Annotated in this window: 8 protein-coding genes and 4 pseudogenes; 11 read left to right on the forward strand and 1 reads right to left on the reverse strand. The window is 56.3% G+C overall.

The window, feature by feature from the left end:
• Nucleotides 1-145: 145 nt before the first annotated feature.
• From HMPREF1494_RS04610 to HMPREF1494_RS04635, 6 genes are all read left to right on the forward strand, one after another.
• The gene (locus tag HMPREF1494_RS04610) at nt 146-1,177 is read left to right on the forward strand and encodes a LacI family DNA-binding transcriptional regulator (protein ID WP_034520214.1); all 1,032 of its coding nucleotides are present in this window, start codon (nt 146-148) and stop codon (nt 1,175-1,177) included.
• Between the two features lie 783 nt (nt 1,178-1,960).
• A complete protein-coding gene (locus HMPREF1494_RS04615; RefSeq protein WP_231495323.1) occupies nt 1,961-5,248 on the forward strand; it encodes a SpaA isopeptide-forming pilin-related protein in 3,288 nt (1,095 codons plus the stop codon).
• A 108-nt stretch (nt 5,249-5,356) separates the two neighbouring features.
• Complete coding sequence (locus tag HMPREF1494_RS04620; protein WP_155807152.1) at nt 5,357-7,072, forward strand: isopeptide-forming domain-containing fimbrial protein; 1,716 nt, start codon at nt 5,357-5,359, stop codon at nt 7,070-7,072.
• A gap of 328 nt (nt 7,073-7,400) precedes the next feature.
• Complete coding sequence (locus HMPREF1494_RS04625) at nt 7,401-7,820, forward strand: Cna B-type domain-containing protein (RefSeq protein ID WP_231495324.1); 420 nt, start codon at nt 7,401-7,403, stop codon at nt 7,818-7,820.
• 6 nt (nt 7,821-7,826) lie between these two features.
• Nucleotides 7,827-8,876, forward strand: a complete 1,050-nt coding sequence (locus HMPREF1494_RS04630; RefSeq protein WP_034520221.1) for a class C sortase — start codon at nt 7,827-7,829, stop codon at nt 8,874-8,876.
• Between the two features lie 83 nt (nt 8,877-8,959).
• Nucleotides 8,960-9,874 (forward strand): sulfite exporter TauE/SafE family protein, encoded by a 915-nt coding sequence (locus HMPREF1494_RS04635; RefSeq protein WP_034520223.1) that lies wholly within the window; start codon nt 8,960-8,962, stop codon nt 9,872-9,874.
• A 79-nt stretch (nt 9,875-9,953) separates the two neighbouring features.
• On the opposite strand, the pseudogene HMPREF1494_RS04640 reads toward HMPREF1494_RS04635, so the two are convergent.
• Nucleotides 9,954-10,970, reverse strand: a pseudogene (locus HMPREF1494_RS04640) (LacI family DNA-binding transcriptional regulator).
• A gap of 32 nt (nt 10,971-11,002) precedes the next feature.
• Between HMPREF1494_RS04640 and HMPREF1494_RS04645 the strand changes: the two are divergent.
• From HMPREF1494_RS04645 to dnaK, 5 genes and pseudogenes are all read left to right on the forward strand, one after another.
• Nucleotides 11,003-11,269: pseudogene (locus HMPREF1494_RS04645) on the forward strand (carbohydrate ABC transporter permease); the annotation flags it as partial.
• A pseudogene (locus HMPREF1494_RS04650) lies at nt 11,266-11,754 on the forward strand (carbohydrate ABC transporter permease); the annotation flags it as partial. The pseudogenes HMPREF1494_RS04645 and HMPREF1494_RS04650, both read left to right, overlap by 4 nt.
• Before the next feature lie 31 nt (nt 11,755-11,785).
• Nucleotides 11,786-14,335, forward strand: a pseudogene (locus HMPREF1494_RS04655) (TIM-barrel domain-containing protein).
• A gap of 275 nt (nt 14,336-14,610) precedes the next feature.
• Nucleotides 14,611-16,683, forward strand: coding sequence for an alkaline phosphatase (gene phoA / locus HMPREF1494_RS04660; RefSeq protein WP_034520230.1), 2,073 nt, complete (start codon nt 14,611-14,613; stop codon nt 16,681-16,683).
• 404 nt (nt 16,684-17,087) lie between these two features.
• Nucleotides 17,088-18,965, forward strand: a complete 1,878-nt coding sequence (gene dnaK, locus HMPREF1494_RS04665) for a molecular chaperone DnaK (protein ID WP_003843130.1) — start codon at nt 17,088-17,090, stop codon at nt 18,963-18,965.
• The last annotated feature ends 2 nt before the right edge of the window (nt 18,966-18,967 follow it).

Genomic DNA, 18,967 nt, shown 5'->3' on the forward strand with positions numbered 1-18,967 from the left:
TTTCGATTCGTAAGGATTGCAAGAATGCTGGTTCGTTTTTGACAACGTTCGCAGTATGATGGAATCAGTATCAAGAGGGGCATCGTCGCCGTCATGCGTCCATGACGGACGTGGCGGCGATGCCGCAAGTCGCAAAGGGGCCGACATGGATAAGGCTGGCATTCGTGAGGTGGCCAAAGCCGCGGGAGTATCGATTTCAACAGTCTCGCGCGCATTCACGCGTCCCGAGCTCGTTTCCGAGCGCACTAGGCGCAAGGTATTGGAAACGGCCGATAAGTTGGATTTCAACATTTCCCGTTCCGCGACCTCGCTGAAATCCGGGCAGACGTACCGTGTGGCCTTGCTCATGAACGAGGAGATCACCAGCTGGTTCAACACCGAAGTGTTTGCGGGCATCAATGCCGTGATGCATGAGGCCGGCTACGACATTTCCTTGTTCCAGCACATCGATACGGCCGAGAACCGCCGTGATTTCTTCACCAACCTGCCGGTACGCCGTAACGTCGACGCCGTGTTCGTGGCATCGTTCGCCATCGAGCCGCAGGAAGTCGAGCAGCTCAAGCGGATCCATGTGCCGATTATCGGTATCAATACTCCCTCCGCGGCGGGTTTTGACGCAAGCATCAGTATCGATGACGAGGCCAGTATGTTCACCGCCGCGCAGCATCTGATCAGTCTGGGACACAAAAACCTGGTATACGTGTGCTCCGAGGCGATTGATTCGATCAATTCCTCCATTGACGCCCGAGGGCGGGGCTTCGTCCGCGCCTGCAAGATGGCCGAGGCCACGCATCAGTTTACATGGCAGGTGCTTGCCGTTCCGCGTGGCAAGACATTTGCGGATTCGGCGCTGACGGCATTGCTGGCGCTGGACGAGTTCCCCGACGCGATTTGCTGTCAGACCGATATGATGGCCATCCCATTGGTACTGAAGCTCGATCGTTATGGGCATCGTACGCCACGTGACTTTTCGATCATCGGATTCGATGATTCGCCGTACGCCGATACGGTGAACTTGACCACCATGCGTCAGGATCCGTTTGCCATGGGGTGTCTTGCCGCGCATAAGGCCATGAAGCTCATTGCAGGCGAGAGCGTGGAAACCCCGCATGAAGTGGTCCGTGCCCAGTTGGTGCTGCGCGGCACCGATTCCGTGTATGGCGGCGATCAGAGCTAGGTTGGTCTTAAGTTGACGTTTCGCGGGGACTGGCATGGGGCAAGCCCCGTTTCGTGGTAAATCTTGCGATTTTAGGTTTTGGCGCTTACGTCCGCTCGGGTTGTCTCCGGTTTGCTGAAGTCAGTGCGTGGGAGTGAAGGTTACGGATTTCGCGACCCTGCGTTCCTCTTATATCTGGTGCTTTGACATAGGTCAATGGCGTTGACGTCGATCGGAACGCCATTTTGCCAAGGGTGCATCGGGTGGTGAAGGGTGTGATGCACGGTTGTACTAGGGGGATGTTTTCTGCAAAAGAATGAAACGTTTTGCAGGTGGGTGTCGCGTGACACGCCGGGGGTGGATGGGCGCATGAGAAACAATCAGCCCCTTTGGTGGTCGAGGGCGCTTTTTTGAAAACGTTGGCACAATGTCTTTTCTGGTGGTGATGAACCCCTTAAGTAAATTCAACTAATAAAAAATATCTTACTGGGGGGGGGTAGAGGTTTTTTTGTTTCATAGATTTTCATGACTGTAAAGATTACCGTTATTTCCTGTATCCATAGGATACGTCAGTAAATCGGGTGGCGCAGCTGCCGTCTTGAGAGAGAAGAAGCGAACTGCAAAGGAAGTCATTTCCTGCTCAAAGGTGGGTGAGGAAGGATGTTCGAAGGGGACGAGATGAGGCAACTACTTACGAACGGTGTCATTGGCGCTGGACTGCGGCACTGCTCAGGCATGCGCATGAAGGAAGCCAGTGCCGCTTCGCGTGCCCATGCCCTGACCGCCGCCATTCTCGCCGTCTCCATGATGGCTACCGTGGCCCTCACCGCGCTCATTCCTGTGTGCAGCGCCAAAGCCGACGATACTCTCGCTGACGGTGCGATTTTTGTGCCCAGCAACATCTCCATGGGCGATAACGGAACGTCGGTGAACGACGTCGATACCGGGCTCGCCACATTCGTCGGTCGCGATTTCTACGTCGGCAAGCCCAAGGACGGCGATAGGCAAAGCCTCACTGCGGACTCCATCGACGGTTCCTGGGCCGCTGAAATGGAAGGTCAGACCTTTGTGCGGGGACGCTATATGCAGCGCGCCCAGAAAGGTTTCTTCACCATCGGTACCGTGGCGTTCGGCGCCCAGTATCAGCCTGCGAATGGCTCCACCATTCTTGCCGTGGAGGGAACGAATTCCGCCTTTGATAATTCTGTACAAAGTATTGTGCAGGCTTGGCCGTCCACCATCACCGGTACCAGTACCCAAGGCGGTGGCATTCTGCAGGTACGGCGTAACAATGAATGGTCGAACTTCAGCACCAAGCTTGCCGGTTCGCGTACCAAAGTGTGGGGTACAGCCAATAACGACGACACCATCAAGTTACGTTCGATTTACCAGTATGGCTACAGCAATACGAATGATTCCGACGTGCAGTGGAACATTAAGGATTTCATCACTGTGAAGGACGGTCAGGGCAATTCCATCGATATCTATGGCACCAAGGTCACGAATGATTCCGCAACACAGAAAAGCTGGACGTCCAATGGCACCGTCGTTTCCGGCTTCGCTCCTGCTCAGAGCGAATACGTACGTAAGAAATACGATTACGATAAATACGACGCGTTCGCGAAGAACGAAGCAGAGAAGAACAACGGCAAACGGACATGGGCCGCTGGACGTGGTGCTGAGACGTCCTTCTCCACCTACAAGGTCAGCATGGATTTCGCTCAAGAATCTGAGAGACTGCTCACCTTCACCGGCGACGGTACCTCCTCCCTGCAGATTTTCGAGGTCAGCGCCAGCCTGCTGAACGTCAATGATGACAAAGGTTTGGATTTCTGGTTTCGTAACATTCCAGAGAACGCTTCCATCCTAATCAACGTCGTCGATAATACGATTGGAGCGAATACTCCGATCGTCATGCGCACCGGTTGGCGTTTCTGGTATGGCGGCACCGCGAGTTCCGACATTTCCGATGACGATGTGTACGAAATTTCGAATGGTTATGTCACTGATACGGGTAGCCAGACTGAGTCGGCGCTGTATTCCGAGGTTGCGCAGAAGATTATGTGGAACTTCGCCGACGCGTCTTCCGTCACCATTATGGGTGGCACCACACTGAATGCAAGCAACGTGAATCTCACCAAACTGCATGCGGACGGAGCGAACGATTGGTATACGCAAGAGACTTCGATGCCCGACTCATCCGTCACCGATGACCCCGCAGCCGCCATGCTCGGCAGCATTATGATACCGAACGGCAGCCTCGAGTCGCACGTCACCACCAATGGTCGTGTGTATGTCGGTCAGGACTTCATGATGTACAACCCGACCCAAGCGACGATGAAGGGAACTCTCGCCAAGACCGCCTCCATCATCGACATGGATCAGGAGCGTCATAACTTCCCGTGGACCGCATCCTATAATCCGCAGGGCGTGCGCATCAAGTGGAACAAGGTCGACAGCGACGGCAATAACCTGAAAGCAGGCACCACATGGGCGGTTTACGGCTCCCTGAGTGCTGCAACGAGTGCCGATCCTACTGTCAAGCCCTTAACCACGGTCGGTGACAACATCGCCAATGATGCGGATTCTACCGTAGGCGTGATTGAACCGATGACCGATCTTAATCCGAATTCCACGTATTACATCAAGGAAACTGGCACCATCGAAGGCTACGTTCAGAACACCAATATCTATCGCATCGTTGCAGGCGAAGCAGGTGGTACCTACAGCACCATCGACAAGGTATATAACAGCGCGGGTACTGAAATTACGGACAATGACAGCAGACTGTTGCATTTGAATACCGGAATCGTCAACAAAGCATCCGGCACTGCCGTGGAATGGAAGAAGACCGATGCCGAACAGGATTCTGCAACGCTTACCGGTTCGACCTGGCAGTTGAAGGCGACTTCCGGTAGCGATGCGAACAAGACTTGGACGATTGACGACAATCGTGTCAAGGTGACAAAAGTTACCGTCAATGGCGGTGCTGATGTTTCCATGGAATCCAGTACCACTCAGACGGTTGCCGCAACTGTCCTTCCAGAAGGTACGCCGCAAAGCGTGACGTGGAGTTCGACTGCGCCAGACGTCGCATCGGTTGCTGCTGGCACAATCACTGCGTTGACTAAAGGTAAGACAACCATTAGAGCGTGCTCCACTTCAGATGCAAGTGTTTGTGGAAGCATCACCGTTACGGTGACCAGTCCTGAAGTAGCCGCTCTTAGCGTGACAAATGAAAGCGGGAAAAATGAATCGAGAATCGCAGTTGTCTCGGTGGCAGACGAATCTAATCAGCAACCAGAACCAGTTACTTATTTACTGGCGAAGTCCGCAGATCCGATGCTCGCCTCGTCGGATAATACCGTCGATTGCTCTAATGATGGTCACCGTTGTGATGTCAACTCCAATCCTGGTGAGTTCAAGATTGAAGATGTGGCTGATGGCGACTATGAGTTGACGGAGACGACGGCTCCTGATGGCTATGATAAGAGCGACGAGACCTATAGGTTTACCGTTGCCAACGGTCAGGTGACTTGGACGAATCCGAGCGGTGTGACTTCCGGGACTATAGCTCTGATTGTCAATACGCGTAAGACCGGTTCTGTTACATGGAACAAGGTCTCTTCTGAAGCGTCGGACACCAAGCTCGGTGGCTCTGAATGGAAACTCACTCAGCTTTCTACGTGGAACGCCGCTATTTCGCAGTATGAGAAGTTGCCGAACGGTGTTGAATATGCCATTGCTGATTGCGTAGAAAACTGTGGAACGGATTCATTCCACGACATTGCATCCGGGAAAGGCGAATTTAACGTCACTGGATTACCTTGGGGCGAATATCAGCTTATTGAGACTAAGGCTCCTGATGGATTCAACCTCACCAATACGGTCACCACATTCACCATCGGGCCGAATAATGGCTCTGTGAGCTTGAGTGTCGACGGCGGCAATATCGCCAATACTCCGGGCGTGACTCTGCCGGAGGCCGGCGGTGACGGGGATATGAAGATTTACGCTGCGGGCTTGCTCGCGGCGGTGGTTGCGATTATGGCTGGCCTCCTGGCCCTCAAGGCAAAAGAGTGCCAGCGATGATCACCTTGGCGAGACAAGGAGAGGACAAGTCAGGCATAAAGACCTCAATCCCTTTGGGATTACCGCAATTCAATGAAGAAACAACCAAAATCAGGAAAGGGAAGAAACATGAGCAAGGTTCTTAAGGGCCTCGTAGCTGTGGTGGCCACCGCAGCGATGGCAGTCGCCGGTTTTGCCGGTGCCTCCACCGCCATGGCAGTGACAGCTGGGAACTACACCATCACGGTAAATGAGAAGAACGATAAACACACTTTCAACGCTTATCAGGTGTTCAAGGGCGACCTGAAGGAAAGCCAGAATGAACAGGGTGATGTTACCTCTCGTACTCTCAGCAACATTGAGTGGGGATCCGGTGTCAGCGAAGCCGGTAAAACCGCACTGTACGACTGGGCGAGTCTCACTTCTGATGTAGACAAGACAGCTGACAAGGTGGCTGAAAAACTGACAGCCAACACTGGTACTGTGACTGCGGAATCCTTCTCTAATGCGCTCGCCGGCAAGACCAGTCAGGCCGCTCATCTGACTGACACCAAGACTCCTCTGATTCAGAACGCTGGTAAGACCGCTTACACTGGCACTGTCACCGAGGCTGGTTACTACCTCATCGTTGACGAGAAAACTGGTGAAGCTCTTGGCAATGACGATGCCTACAGCGCCTATATCATGCAGGTTGTTGGTGATGTGACTGTCGATCCGAAGTCTAAGACTCCGACTGTGAAGAAGGAAGTCCAGGATGAGACAGGTGACAAGGATGCCGAATCGCAGGATCAGGAGGGTTGGGGCAACACCGCTGATCATGCCATTGGCGAGTCTTTCAACTTCCGTTTGACGGCTACCATTCCGGGTGATGCCAACTTCAAGGCTTATGAGTCCTACAAGGTCGTATTTAACGACACGATGAGCAAGGGCATTACTTTCGAGAAGATCAATTCCGTCAAGGTCAAGTATGGTGATACTACGCTGAAGTTGGCTGATGATGATTACACTAAGACTGATCCAGTTGCAGTTCCTGGTGTCACGGACGGTTCCAAGGCCTGGACTCTGACCATTGCTGACTTGAAGAAGATTACTGACTTCTCCGCTGAGGCACTCGGTACCCAGGAGATTACCGTGGCAGTTGAGTATGCTGCTCACTTGAATAATGATGCCGTGGTCACCAACACCGATGGCGCGACTACTACCAACAAGAACGGCGTTTCCCTTGACTACTCCAACAATCCGAACGTTGGCGGTGAAGGCGATACGGGTCACACCCCGGGCAACGACGTGTACGTCTACTCCTTCAAGATTGATAACACCAAGTACGCTGGCAAGAATGAGGCCGGTAACGAGCTCGCTGGCGCAGGATTCACCCTGTACAAATATGATGATACGAAGACTGGTGGCAAGGGCGATGCCGTGAAGCTTGTCTGGGATTCCACCAAGAATGCTTATCGTCCGGCTGTCTCTGACAATGCTGATGAAGCTGCCAGCGCTCAGACTGAAATCACTTCTCGTTCCGAGGATGGAGAAAAGGGTAAGTTCAACATTATCGGTCTCGACGCTGGCAAGTATGTCCTTTCCGAAACCAAGACTCCGGAAGGCTACAACACGGTTGCCGACACGACGATTGAGATTAAGGCCGAACACAAGCTTAACGAAACCGTTCCGACAGTGACCTTGACGAATTCGAAGGGTTTGGCCAACGACCTTGTCGATATGCCGGGCTCCAACCTCCCCTCCACTGGTGGCATGGGCACTGCGCTGCTGTACGTGGCCGGTATCGCCGTGTTCATGCTGGCTGGTGCGATCCTGGTGATGGCTCTGCGTCGCCGCAACGCCTGACCGGCATGGTCGGACTGTCGCTGTGCGCGGCAGTCTGATTGCGAAATCCCCAAATTCCAGATAACTGAATAGGCTGTCGTCCGTCCGGATCCACATAACGGGTCTGGACGGACAGCAGTCGCAAATCGCAATAACTGAACAATAACTTAATTCACGCATGTCGGGCTGGACTGCCTCTTATCCCTTGTAAACTGCCTCTTTTGAGAATCCAGCCCGGCTCCTTAATCGTAAGGAGCAATAGACTTCTGCCCGTGCAAAGTTGGGGGACAGACACTGAAACGTACCTGAAAATGGCCTTACTGGTGGCAAACGCCCCGACGAAGTGACCATGACGCTGCTTCGCGACGGCGAAACCTACGAAATCGTGACACTTAACGCCTCCAACGGCTGGAAACACCAGTGGAACAGGTTGACAGACGGTCATACGTGGGTAATCGTCGAAACCGACGTGCCGGATGGCTACACCATGAGCGTCGACCAAGAAAATACAACGACCACCATCACTACTCACATACTCCGCAGCAGCCGCCCCAGCCCGGCTCCAACATCGAACAAGTGGCACGGATTGCCGTGGCATCGCTTGGCGGAGGCATTATCCTATTGCTATTGGCGCGAGGCGTGCGCGGAATGCGGGATGGAAAACGCTCGGATATGGCCGGCGACAAGTAGTGCCTTAGACTGCGTGACCGGATTGTCCGATTGGTCGGACCCGGGCGAAAGATTCAGCGGAGGATTTCGCGAAAGGTAGTGGACGATGACAAGACGGAAATCTCAGGATGAGGACTGGTCCTCGCTTGAGACCGCGTCCGAAACCATGGCTGGAACAGCACGACCCGTCGCCGGCGATCCGGCTGGTGCTACCGGCGACTTCGCTGATGACGGTACCCTTGCCGGTGCCGGTACGGAAACGAACCCCCCGAGAAAGCCGAGCCGACTGCTCGACGTGCTCATCGTCATCTCTGCCGTGTTCATGATCAGCGCATTGTGCCTGATTGCATACCCGACATTCAGCGATTGGTGGAATCGTATGCACCAATCGTATGCGGTGGCTGCCTACGTGGAACAAACCGAAGATTTGTCAGGTACCGAAAAGCAGACGATGCTCGGCGAGGCGCGCGAATACAACGAGAAGTTGGCCGCGAACGGCGACCGGTGGCATATGACCGCCGAGCAGAAAAAGCTCTACAGCGAAACTCTTGACGTGACCGGTACCGGCATCATGGGGTACGTCACGATTCCACGTATCAAAGTCAAACTGCCCATCTACCACGGCACCAGCGACGGCGTGCTGCAGATCGCCGCCGGACATCTGGCTGGGTCGTCACTGCCGGTCGGCGGAGGGACAACGCATGCGGTGATCTCCGGACATACCGGACTACCGTCCGCGCGACTGCTGACCGGACTGGATGAACTCGAAAAAGGCGACACGTTCGCCTTCCACGTGCTCGACGAAACCTACACGTATAAAGTCGACCAGATTTCAGTAGTGCTACCGAACGAAATCAGCGAACTCAACATCGAATCCGGAGCCGACTATGCGACACTGATCACTTGCACTCCGTACGGCATCAACTCGCATCGACTTCTTGTGCGCGGGCATAGGATTCCGAATCCGAAAGCGTCTGATATGACGCAGTATGACGAGCCTCGGGAAATGACCGCTGTGGCAGCTTGTATGGTTGGACTGCTGGTGTGTCTGTTCGGGTGTATGCTCGTGTGGCTTGGACGATTACGGAAGCGCGGACGCCCGGTTAAGGCCGGGCTCGTTGCGGATGGCCATCATTCGTCTGGCGTGCGAAGGTAGTGCCGCCGCAGGTATCGATGCAACGTTGGCGGACGCTTGTGCTGAAGTCGGTTGGGTAGTATCAGGCGAAGAAGGAGAGTGACATGCAAGGTGATGCGGGAAAGAGCCGTGTGGAGCCTGAATTGAGTGAGGGCGGACAAAACGCGGCGAGCGTAGGTCAGGCTGACACGAAGGCGGATCGCCTATTCGGGCCGAATCCGAGTGGGCTGGATGAATCGCCTCACGGTATGATGGTGCTGGTGATTGTCGGCATGATCGTCGGCCTGTTGTCCGGCATGTTCGGCATCGGCGGCGGTACGGTGATCGTGCCCGCACTGGTGTGGCTCGGACTGTCGCAACGCCATGCGGCGGCGACCTCCATGCTGGCGATCGTACCGACGTCGATTTCCGGTGTGATTTCCTATGCGCACAATGGCAACGTCGACTGGGTCGCGGCCGCGCTGCTGTTCGTTGGCATGTTCGCCGGCGGACAGTTTGGTAGCTGGCTGTTGTCGCGGTTGCCGGAACTCGTACTGCGGTGGGTGTTCGTGGTGTTTCTGATATTCGTAACCGCCAATCAGGTGATTTTTACGCCGTCGCGGGACCAACGGATCTCCATGAGTGTGGTGACGGGCATCGGGCTGGTGCTGTTGGGCGTGGTCATCGGCACTTTGGCCGGGTTGCTGGGTATCGGCGGCGGCGCACTGGCCGTGCCGGCATTGTCGATACTGTTCGGGGCATCCGATCTGATTGCGCGCGGTACTTCGCTGCTTGCCATGTTCCCGAACTCGATTACCACCAGTGTGGCGAATATGAAACGTAAGTTGGTGCACATCAAGGCCGGGCTGATTATCGGCGTCATAGCTGCGCTGACCACACCTTTCGGCACATGGGTCGCCGGAGCGGTCTCGCCGCGTGCCGGAGCCATCATGTTCGCGGCCTACCTGTGCGTGTTATTGGTCCGCAGCTTCTTCGTGGCCGTCAAAGCCACTCGTGCGGCTCGTGGTTCCCGCGCATAGTTTCGGTCAATGCCGGTCCAGAAGGCCCGCGCCAAGATCGGTTGGCGAGGTCGGGCATCCGTCTGTGAAACACCCGTATCTACAGTAAAGGCGTAGTTCGTGGCTTTGCGGTCGAGCCGCGTACCTGTAGTTGAACCGGGAACGTCTCGAACGGTTTGGGGACGGGTCGTCCTTCAATCAGATCCAGCGCTTTCCTTGCGGCTGCGACGGCCATATCATGCGGCCGTTGCCGGACGGTGGTTAATTGGGCTTCTTCGGCGAACGCGCTGTCATCGAAACCTGTCACGGAAATATCCAATGGGATGGATAGCCCGCTTCGTTGAAGACGGAAGAACAGCGGGATAGCCTACGAATCCTGGTGGAAGCATAGGGCCGTGAGCGGATTGTCCTGCGCCATCATTTCGGAGATCGCGGCATCGATGATGTTGTCGTTCTTCTGCACGGCCAGTGTGCGCGCATTCATGCCATCGATGGTGCCGCAGGCTTCTTGAAATCCAGTGATGCGGTTGTATGAACTGAAACCGAGCGTAGATGAGAAGCTCTCATAGAGGTACAGAAGATTGCGATGCCCTAGTTTGGCAAGATGCCGCACGATGAGCTTAATGCCTTCCTTGTCGTCGATGCCAACAGTCGCATCGAAGCCCTCGCTGGTGGTGTTGACTCCGACAATCGGTATTTTGGCGGTGCCGAGACGCTTTACTTCGTCTGGGCTGATGCCGAAAGAGGATAAGAACACGGCATCTGCGTTGTTGCGGACGGGCAGCTCTTCGAAGAATGCATCGCGTGCCTCGGCCCCTTCGATGGGGTAGATGACGAGATCGTAGCCGGCGTCGCGTAAGACGTCGTTGAGTCCGGCGATAATCTCTGCCGTGAACCATTCGATGGCATGACTGCCGATTAGCAATGCAACACGGTAGGTGCGTCCTGATTTGAGGATTCCCGCCGATCGGGAGATGCTGAAATTCAGCGCATCGGCTGCGGCCTGCACTTTGATGCGAGTTGCTTCGGATACCTGCTCAGGGTGCGCGAAGGTGCGCGACACCGTCGCGTTGGATACGCCGGCTTTGAGTGCTACGTCGCCGATACTCGCCTTCATGGTGCCTCCGAATGATTCGTGATGCTTGTTTCACTCTGCCGCTGCTCAAATCAACCACCTTATTCATCGTCATCACGTCGCTTATCAGCTATCTGCAGGCATATGTGCAGATTCTCGTCATGACCGAAGGCGGGCCGGGAACATCGACCTACACCATCAGCTATCTCATCTTCGATCAGGCATTCCAGAAATATAACTTCGGAGTCGCGTCGGCGCAGGCGGTCATCCTCTTCCTCTTTACCGGCGTGCTGACCCTCATCATGTTCAAGATTTCGGGAGAATCGGAGGACCTGGCATGAAAAATCGCAGAATCGGCGGCATCATCCTCACGGCGTTATTGTTCGCCGTCGCCCTGATCACCATCGTTCCTTTCATCTGGATGTTTATCTCGTCATTTGCACCGAACAGCGAGATCGTCAAGGTGACCGGAGGGCTGTTCCCCAAGCCATCCACACTTGCCAACTATGTGAGTATCCAGGAAAAATTCAATTTCCTGCGCTTGTTCATCAACTCTCTGGTCGTAGCGGGTCTGAAAACCGGCATTGCGATTTATACCAGTGCCGTGCTCGGCTACGTGTTTTCCAAAATGCGCTTCCGTGGCCGTAACCTGCTCTTCGGCGTCGTCATGAGCACCATGATGATCCCATGGGCCGTAACCATCATCCCGCAGTACGAGATGTTCACCAACTGGGGTTTGCAAGACACCTACACGTCCCTCGTGTTGCCCGGCATGATAAGCGCGTTCGGCATCTTCCTGTTCCGCCAATCCATCTCCGGCATCGCGACTGGCAGTGGCAAGTAAAGTGGGAAACACCATGACAAGCAACGTATTCATCGACTATGTACGCAATGCACGACCGTGCATGCGCGACGCGACAGTCCTACAGGGAAAGCATTGGAGGATCGGCATCCTCACCGAATCCCTCATTCGGCTCGAATGGTCCGATTCAGGCGAGTTTGAGGATCGGTTGACGCAGATGGCCGTCAATCGCGACTTTGGAGCCGATCCGGAATTCACCGTAACGCATCGTAACGGGCTGCTCATCGTCGATACCCCTGCACTCTACCTGACCTACGACGGCAAACCGTTCAGCAAGGAAGGGCTGAGCATCGTCGTCAAAGGCGTCTCCGATACTCAGTTCAATACTTGGCATTACGGCGATGCGCCTCTGCACAATCTCAAAGGTACCGCGCGTACACTCGACGAGGCTGATGGCGAAATCGCGTTGGATGACGGTGTACTCTCACGTGACGGTTGGGCTGTGATCGATGATTCCGGATCGAACGTCATCGTCGAGGCCGATGAAGTCGACGGCAAGACGAATCCGCTCGGCACTTGGGTTAGGCCAAGAGATCATGCGGAAATCGACATCTATTTCTTCGGATATGGGCGTCGTTACATCGAAGCTGTGCAGGACTTCTATACGCTGGCTGGACCGACCCCGTTGCTGCCGCGCTATGCGCTTGGCAACTGGTGGAGTCGCTACTACCGTTACACGCAGACGGAATACCTGGAACTGATGGATCGGTTCAAGAATGAGGGTATCCCGTTCACCACGTCGGTCATCGATATGGATTGGCATCGTGTCGATGACGTGAATCCGAAATATGGTTCCGGCTGGACCGGCTATTCGTGGAACAGTCAGCTATTCCCGGATCATTGTGCATTTCTGCGCAGTCTGCACGAACGCGGGCTGAAGGCCACATTGAACGTGCATCCGCGCGACGGCATACGTGCGTACGAGGACGATTACGAAACGGTCGCCAAACGTGTCGGCATTGACCCCACGACCGGGGAGGCTGCGGAATTCGACCTGACCAATCCGGACTTCGTCGATGCATATCTTGACATGCATCACCGTATGGAAGATGAGGGCGTCGACTTCTGGTGGCTCGACTGGCAACAGGGCGGTGTGACCCGACAGCCGGGACTTGACCCGCTGTGGGTGCTCAATCACATGCACTATCTGGATTCCGGGCGCGACGGCCGCTGGCCATTGACCTTCTCCCGTTACGCCGGTCCCGGTTCGCATCGCTATCCGGTAGGCTTCTCCGGCGACACCATCGTCACATGGGAGTCATTGCAATTCCAGCCATATTTCACCGCGGCCGCATCGAACATCGGCTATGGCTGGTGGAGTCATGACATCGGTGGGCATATGTGTGGCTACCGTAATGAACATCTAGAGGCCCGTTGGTACCAGTTGGGCACATTCAGCCCGATTAACCGCCTGCATTCAAGCAGCTCGCCGTTCACCGGCAAGGAGCCATGGAATTTTTCCGGCGATGTGCATGCGGCCATGGTCGCCTCACTGAGACTGCGCCATATGCTGCTGCCGTACTTGTACACGATGAACTATCGTGCGGCGCTTGACGGACGGCCGCTAGTCGAACCGATGTATTAGAGCGAACCGAACAATCCGCAAGCCTACGAAGTGCCAGACGAATTCCGATTCGGTACCGAACTGCTGGTGGCACCCATCGTGACCGATGACGATCCGACGGCACAGCGTGGCAGGACTGAAGCATGGTTGCCGCAAGGCGAATGGTACGACTTCTTCGATGGACGGCGCTATGTCTCCGATAACGCGTCCGGGCGGCGACTTGAAGTGTGGCGCGCGCTTGACCGCATACCTGTGTTCGCTAAAGCGGGTGGCATCATTCCGTTGCAGGAACTTGCAATCGGTGACGATGTCAACGACCTTCGCAATCCCTCGGCCCTGCGCGTGCTGGTTTTCCCCGGTGCGGACGGAACTTTCACGTTGCGTGAGGATGATGGAATCGTATCCTGCGCGAGACGTGCGCATATCGCGGATACGATGATGACGTTCGATTGGCGTGTCGACATTGCTGATAGTGCCAAGGATGGTGACGCTACCGGATCCGGCGGCAGTCGGTTCGAGATTTCACCGGTTGACGGAGCTGTCGAATCCGTGCCGGAACGACGCGATTGGACGATTGTGTTCCGTGGCGTCTCGCCGGTTGGGGCCGGTGAACTGCAGATTACCATCAACGGCATCGCCTGCGAGACGGCTGAGATTGCATACGATGAACAGACGCTGAGCCTGTCCGTCGCTGTACATGACGTGCCTTCAACTGCTCGGCTGAGTGTCATCGTTCCAAAAGGTTTGTCCGTCGCGGATAATCCGATTGACAAGGATGTACTTGATGCGCTGCTACATGCACAGATGCCGTATATCACCAAAGAGCATGCGTTACAGGCAATCCGAGAACAAGGCGTCCGAGCGGTTGGCACCTTGCGCACGCTCGACGGCAAACCACGCTTCAGCAAGGAACCGTTCGTCGCATACGGCATGCCCGACGCGGTAAACGGCGTCTTGGAGGAGATTCTGTTGCGTAGCTGATAAGCATGCTAGGGGCATCCGCCATATGCGATGAATCAGCGGTCGATATCATATAAGCGAGTCAACGGGTCTGCGACTTCCTCATAACAGGGGAGTCACAGACCCGTTTTGTGATGGTAGGGAAGTTATTCACTTTGGCAGGCTCAGAATTCATCTGCCGTTAGGGTGCGAATTGAACTGCGTTGGTTTTGCATGCTTAGCGTGGGTGATGGAAACGCAAGATTCCGCAACATTAAGGCGCGGAAAGGTTCCGCGTGCAGAAGAAAGAAGAACACATGGGCAAGCACAAGGCTCTTCAGGGCGCCATCGCGGCGTTCGCCTCCGTCGCCACGCTCGGCGCGCTCGCCGTACCGGCGCTCGCTGACAGCGCATCCACCTACAGTCCGAACGGCAAATCCGTGACCGAACTGGCCCAGCATGGCGGCGCACAACGCATCGCAGCAATCGGCAACAAGTCCGCCAAGAATGTCGTCCTGTTCATCGGCGACGGCATGGGCGACTCCGAAATCACCGTGGCACGTAACTATCTCAAGGGTGTCAACGGCCATTTCGACGGTCTTGACGCGGTAGGTCAGCCCGGTGCGCTCGACGACGTGGAAGCCGGCGCCGGACAGTACACGACCTTCTCGCTCGGTTCCAACAGCTCCGACAGCGCCGTCGGTAAGGACGGTAAGGGCAATCTGAACGCCAATTCGAATCCTGGCAAGATTACCGCAGTCACCGACTCCTCCGCATCCGGTTCTGCTTGGGCAACCGGTACCAAGACCTACAACAACGCGGTGGATGTCGACGTGTATGGCAATCCACAGCTCAATCTGTTCGAACTCGCCAAGGCTGCAGGCAAGGCGACCGGCAACGTGACCACCGCGGAAATCCAGGACGCCACTCCGGCCGTACTGGAATCACATTCCTCCGAGCGTGGCTGCTACGGTCCGCAGGGCAAGACCGACGGTTCCTCTAATGATGCTGCGAAGCGTTGCCTCGTGAACCAGCTTAAGGAGAACGGCGGCATCGGCTCCATCTCCGAGCAGCTGCTCGACACCCGCGCCGACGTGACCATCGGCGGTGGTTCCAAGTACTTCCGCCAGACCGTACAGGGCGGCGAATATGCGGGTAAGACCGTGTGGGAACAGGCCAAGGAGATGGGCTACCAGACCGTCGAAAACGATCCGGCGGCTATGAACGCGCTTGAATACAAGGAAGGCCAGCCGGTACTCGCGCTGATGAGCGATGGCAATATGCCGACCAAGTTCAACGCGTCGAAGGCGACCGCCAAGGATCCGTCCAAGGACGCCAATCCGACCGTGTGCACCGTGAACGATCAGTGGCTCGGCAACCAGGGCTCCTCGCTCAAGGACATGTCCAAGAAGGCACTCGAACTGCTCAATGCCAATCCAGCCAGCCAATCCAACGGTTTCTTCCTGCAGATCGAGGGCGCTTCGATCGACAAGCAGGATCATGCCGGCAACGCCTGTGGACAGATCGGTGAGACCGATGACTTCGATCAGGCCATCTCCTACGTGCTGCAGAACGTTGATCTTTCCGACACGCTCGTGATCGTCACCGCCGACCACGCCCACACCTCGCAGATTCTCAACGCTCAGCCGGCCTATGCGCTCTCCACCGTGCTCAAGACCGCCGACGGCAACAACATGGTCGTCTCCTACGGCACCGCTCAGGAGGACTCCCGCGATGAGGAAGGCGGCTACAACGGTGGTGACATGGAACACACCGGCACCCAGCTGCGCATAGCGGCATCTGGTCCGGGCGCCCAGCGTGTGATCGGCTTGACCGATCAGACCGACAACTTCTACACCATCGCCGGCGCGCTCGGCCTGGCCACCACCACCGACCAGCAGAAGGCATTGTCCAACAACGCCGAAGTCAAGGTCGCCACCGAAAACGGCTCGTATGCCGCCGACGCGACGGGCTTCAACGGTGATGCCGTGCTCAGCTATGAGCTGAAGGACAAATCGGGCAATGTGATCGCCGCTTCCGATTCCACCACTCCGCTCTCCGGTGTGCGAGTCAAGACCGCGCAGACCACCGCGATCGCACTCGACAAGGTGGCCGAAGGCAACGAATATACGCTTACCGTCACCGGACGCCAGTCCGGCAAGAGCGTGACCGTCGACTTCCAGGCTCCGGCCGCCGGTTCTTCTGACAAGAACGCCGACAAGAATGCCGACAAGAACGGTGTGATCGCTTCCGGCAAGGTCAACAACAATCCGAAGGCCGACGGCTCGCCGCTCGGTGAGACCGGTACCGCGGTGGCCGTCGTCGCGATCGCAGTGGCCATGTTGGCCGCCATTGCGATGATCATCAAGACAGTGAAGATCACCCGCTGATCCAGGTCGCCCATCCTTTTCCCAAACTACCGACGCTTAGTGCCCTCTAAGCGTCGGTAGTTTGGGTTGTTTTTTCAATCTGCCGACGGTGAGATGAGCATGGGCGTCGGTAGTTTGAGGCGTTCTCAATCTGCCGACGGTGAGGTGGTCGTCAGGGTCGGTAGTTTGGGTTGTTTTTTCAATCTGCCGACGGTGAGATGAGCATGGGCGTCGGTAGATTGAGGGGATCGACAAAGTTGAGCGAAGGTGGCTCAAGAATTTTTGTGGATTCGGGAATAAAAAGTTGCGTTCAAAAGTTGAGTGGTGTAGGCTCAAGTTTTGGAAAGCGCGAGAGACGGCAATCCGGGACTCGAGCGAAGAACGAAAGAACGTATAGCGAACCTAATCTGCAAAGGAGATAAGTTATGGGACGCGCAGTTGGCATCGATTTGGGTACTACCAATTCCTGCATCGCAACTCTTGAAGGTGGCCAGCCCACCGTTATCGTGAACGCCGAGGGCGCTCGCACCACTCCGTCGGTCGTGGCATTCAGCAAGTCCGGCGAGATTCTGGTCGGCGAGGTCGCCAAGCGTCAGGCCGTGACCAACGTCGATCGCACCATCAGCTCCGTCAAGCGCCACATGGGCACTGACTGGACCGTTGAGATCGACGGCAAGAAGTGGACTCCTCAGGAGATTTCCGCACAGGTGCTGATGAAGCTCAAGCGCGACGCCGAAGCCTACCTGGGCGAGCCGGTCACCGACGCCGTGATCACCTGCCCGGCATACTTCAACGACGCCCAGCGTCAGGCGACCAAGGACGCCGGCACCATCGCTGGCCTGAACGTGCTGCGTATCATCAACGAGCCGACCGCAGCCGCACTGGCCTACGGTCTTGAAAAGGGCAAGGAAGACGAGCGCATCCTGGTCTTCGATCTGGGTGGCGGCACCTTCGATGTGTCTCTGCTGGAAATCGGCAAGGACGACGACGGCTTCTCCACCATTCAGGTGCAGGCCACCAACGGCGACAATCATTTGGGCGGCGACGACTGGGATCAGAAGATCATCGACTGGCTCGTCGGCGAAGTCAAGAACAAGTATGGCGTTGACCTGAGCAAGGACAAGATCGCTCTGCAGCGTCTGAAGGAAGCCGCCGAGCAGGCCAAGAAGGAGCTGAGCTCCTCGACCAGCACCAGCATTTCCATGCAGTATCTGGCCATGACCCCTGACGGCACTCCGGTGCATCTGGACGAAACCCTGACCCGCGCCCACTTCGAGGAAATGACCTCCGATCTGCTGGGCCGTTGCCGCACTCCGTTCAACAACGTGCTGGCCGACGCCGGCATTGGTGTGAGCGACATCGACCATGTGGTCCTCGTCGGCGGCTCCACTCGTATGCCGGCCGTCAAGGAGCTGGTCAAGGAGCTCACCGGCGGTAAGGAAGCCAATCAGTCCGTGAACCCGGATGAGGTCGTGGCCGTCGGCGCTGCCGTACAGTCCGGCGTCATCAAGGGCGACCGTAAGGACGTGCTGCTCATCGACGTGACCCCGCTGTCCCTCGGCATCGAAACCAAGGGTGGCATCATGACCAAGCTCATCGATCGCAACACCGCCATCCCGACCAAGCGCTCGGAAGTCTTCTCCACTGCGGAAGACAATCAGCCGTCCGTGCTCATCCAGGTCTATCAGGGCGAACGTGAGTTCGCTCGCGATAACAAGCCGCTGGGCACCTTCGAACTGACCGGTATCGCGCCGGCACCGCGTGGCGTCCCGCAGATCGAAGTCACCTTCGACATCGACGCCAACGGTATCGTGCACGTGTCCGCCAAGGACAAGGGCACTGGCAAGGAGCAGTCCATGACCATCACCGGCGGCTCCGGCCTGCCGAAGGATGAGATCGATCGCATGGTCAAGGAGGCCGAAGCCCACGAGGCCGAAGACAAGAAGCGCAAGGAGGATGCCGAGACCCGCAACCAGGCCGAATCCTTCGCCTACCAGACCGAGAAGCTCGTCAACGACAACAAGGACAAGCTCTCCGACGATGTGGCCAAGGAAGTCACCGACAAGGTCAACGAGCTTAAGGAAGCCCTGAAGGGTGAGGACATCGAGAAGATTAAGACCGCCCAGAGCGAGCTGATGACCTCCGCCCAGAAGATCGGTCAGGCCCTCTACGCCCAGCAGGGTGCCGCCGACGCCGCGGGTGCGGCCGGAGCGGGTGCTGCCGGTGCCGCAGGTGCAGGTGCCGCTGACGATGACGTTGTTGACGCCGAAGTCGTGGACGATGACGACAAGGACAACAAGTAATC

Source organism: Bifidobacterium sp. MSTE12 (assembly GCF_000513015.1).
GTDB lineage: Bacteria > Actinomycetota > Actinomycetes > Actinomycetales > Bifidobacteriaceae > Bifidobacterium > Bifidobacterium dentium.

What these genes read in the sequence shown, in the direction of transcription:
- HMPREF1494_RS04610 (WP_034520214.1), top strand. Translation starts at nt 146, where the DNA reads ATGGATAAGGCTGGCATTCGTGAGGTGGCCAAAGCCGCGGGAGTATCG.
- HMPREF1494_RS04615 (WP_231495323.1), top strand. Translation starts at nt 1,961, where the DNA reads ATGATGGCTACCGTGGCCCTCACCGCGCTCATTCCTGTGTGCAGCGCC.
- HMPREF1494_RS04620 (WP_155807152.1), top strand. Translation starts at nt 5,357, where the DNA reads ATGAGCAAGGTTCTTAAGGGCCTCGTAGCTGTGGTGGCCACCGCAGCG.
- HMPREF1494_RS04625 (WP_231495324.1), top strand. Translation starts at nt 7,401, where the DNA reads ATGACGCTGCTTCGCGACGGCGAAACCTACGAAATCGTGACACTTAAC.
- HMPREF1494_RS04630 (WP_034520221.1), top strand. Translation starts at nt 7,827, where the DNA reads ATGACAAGACGGAAATCTCAGGATGAGGACTGGTCCTCGCTTGAGACC.
- HMPREF1494_RS04635 (WP_034520223.1), top strand. Translation starts at nt 8,960, where the DNA reads ATGCAAGGTGATGCGGGAAAGAGCCGTGTGGAGCCTGAATTGAGTGAG.
- phoA (WP_034520230.1), top strand. Translation starts at nt 14,611, where the DNA reads ATGGGCAAGCACAAGGCTCTTCAGGGCGCCATCGCGGCGTTCGCCTCC.
- dnaK (WP_003843130.1), top strand. Translation starts at nt 17,088, where the DNA reads ATGGGACGCGCAGTTGGCATCGATTTGGGTACTACCAATTCCTGCATC.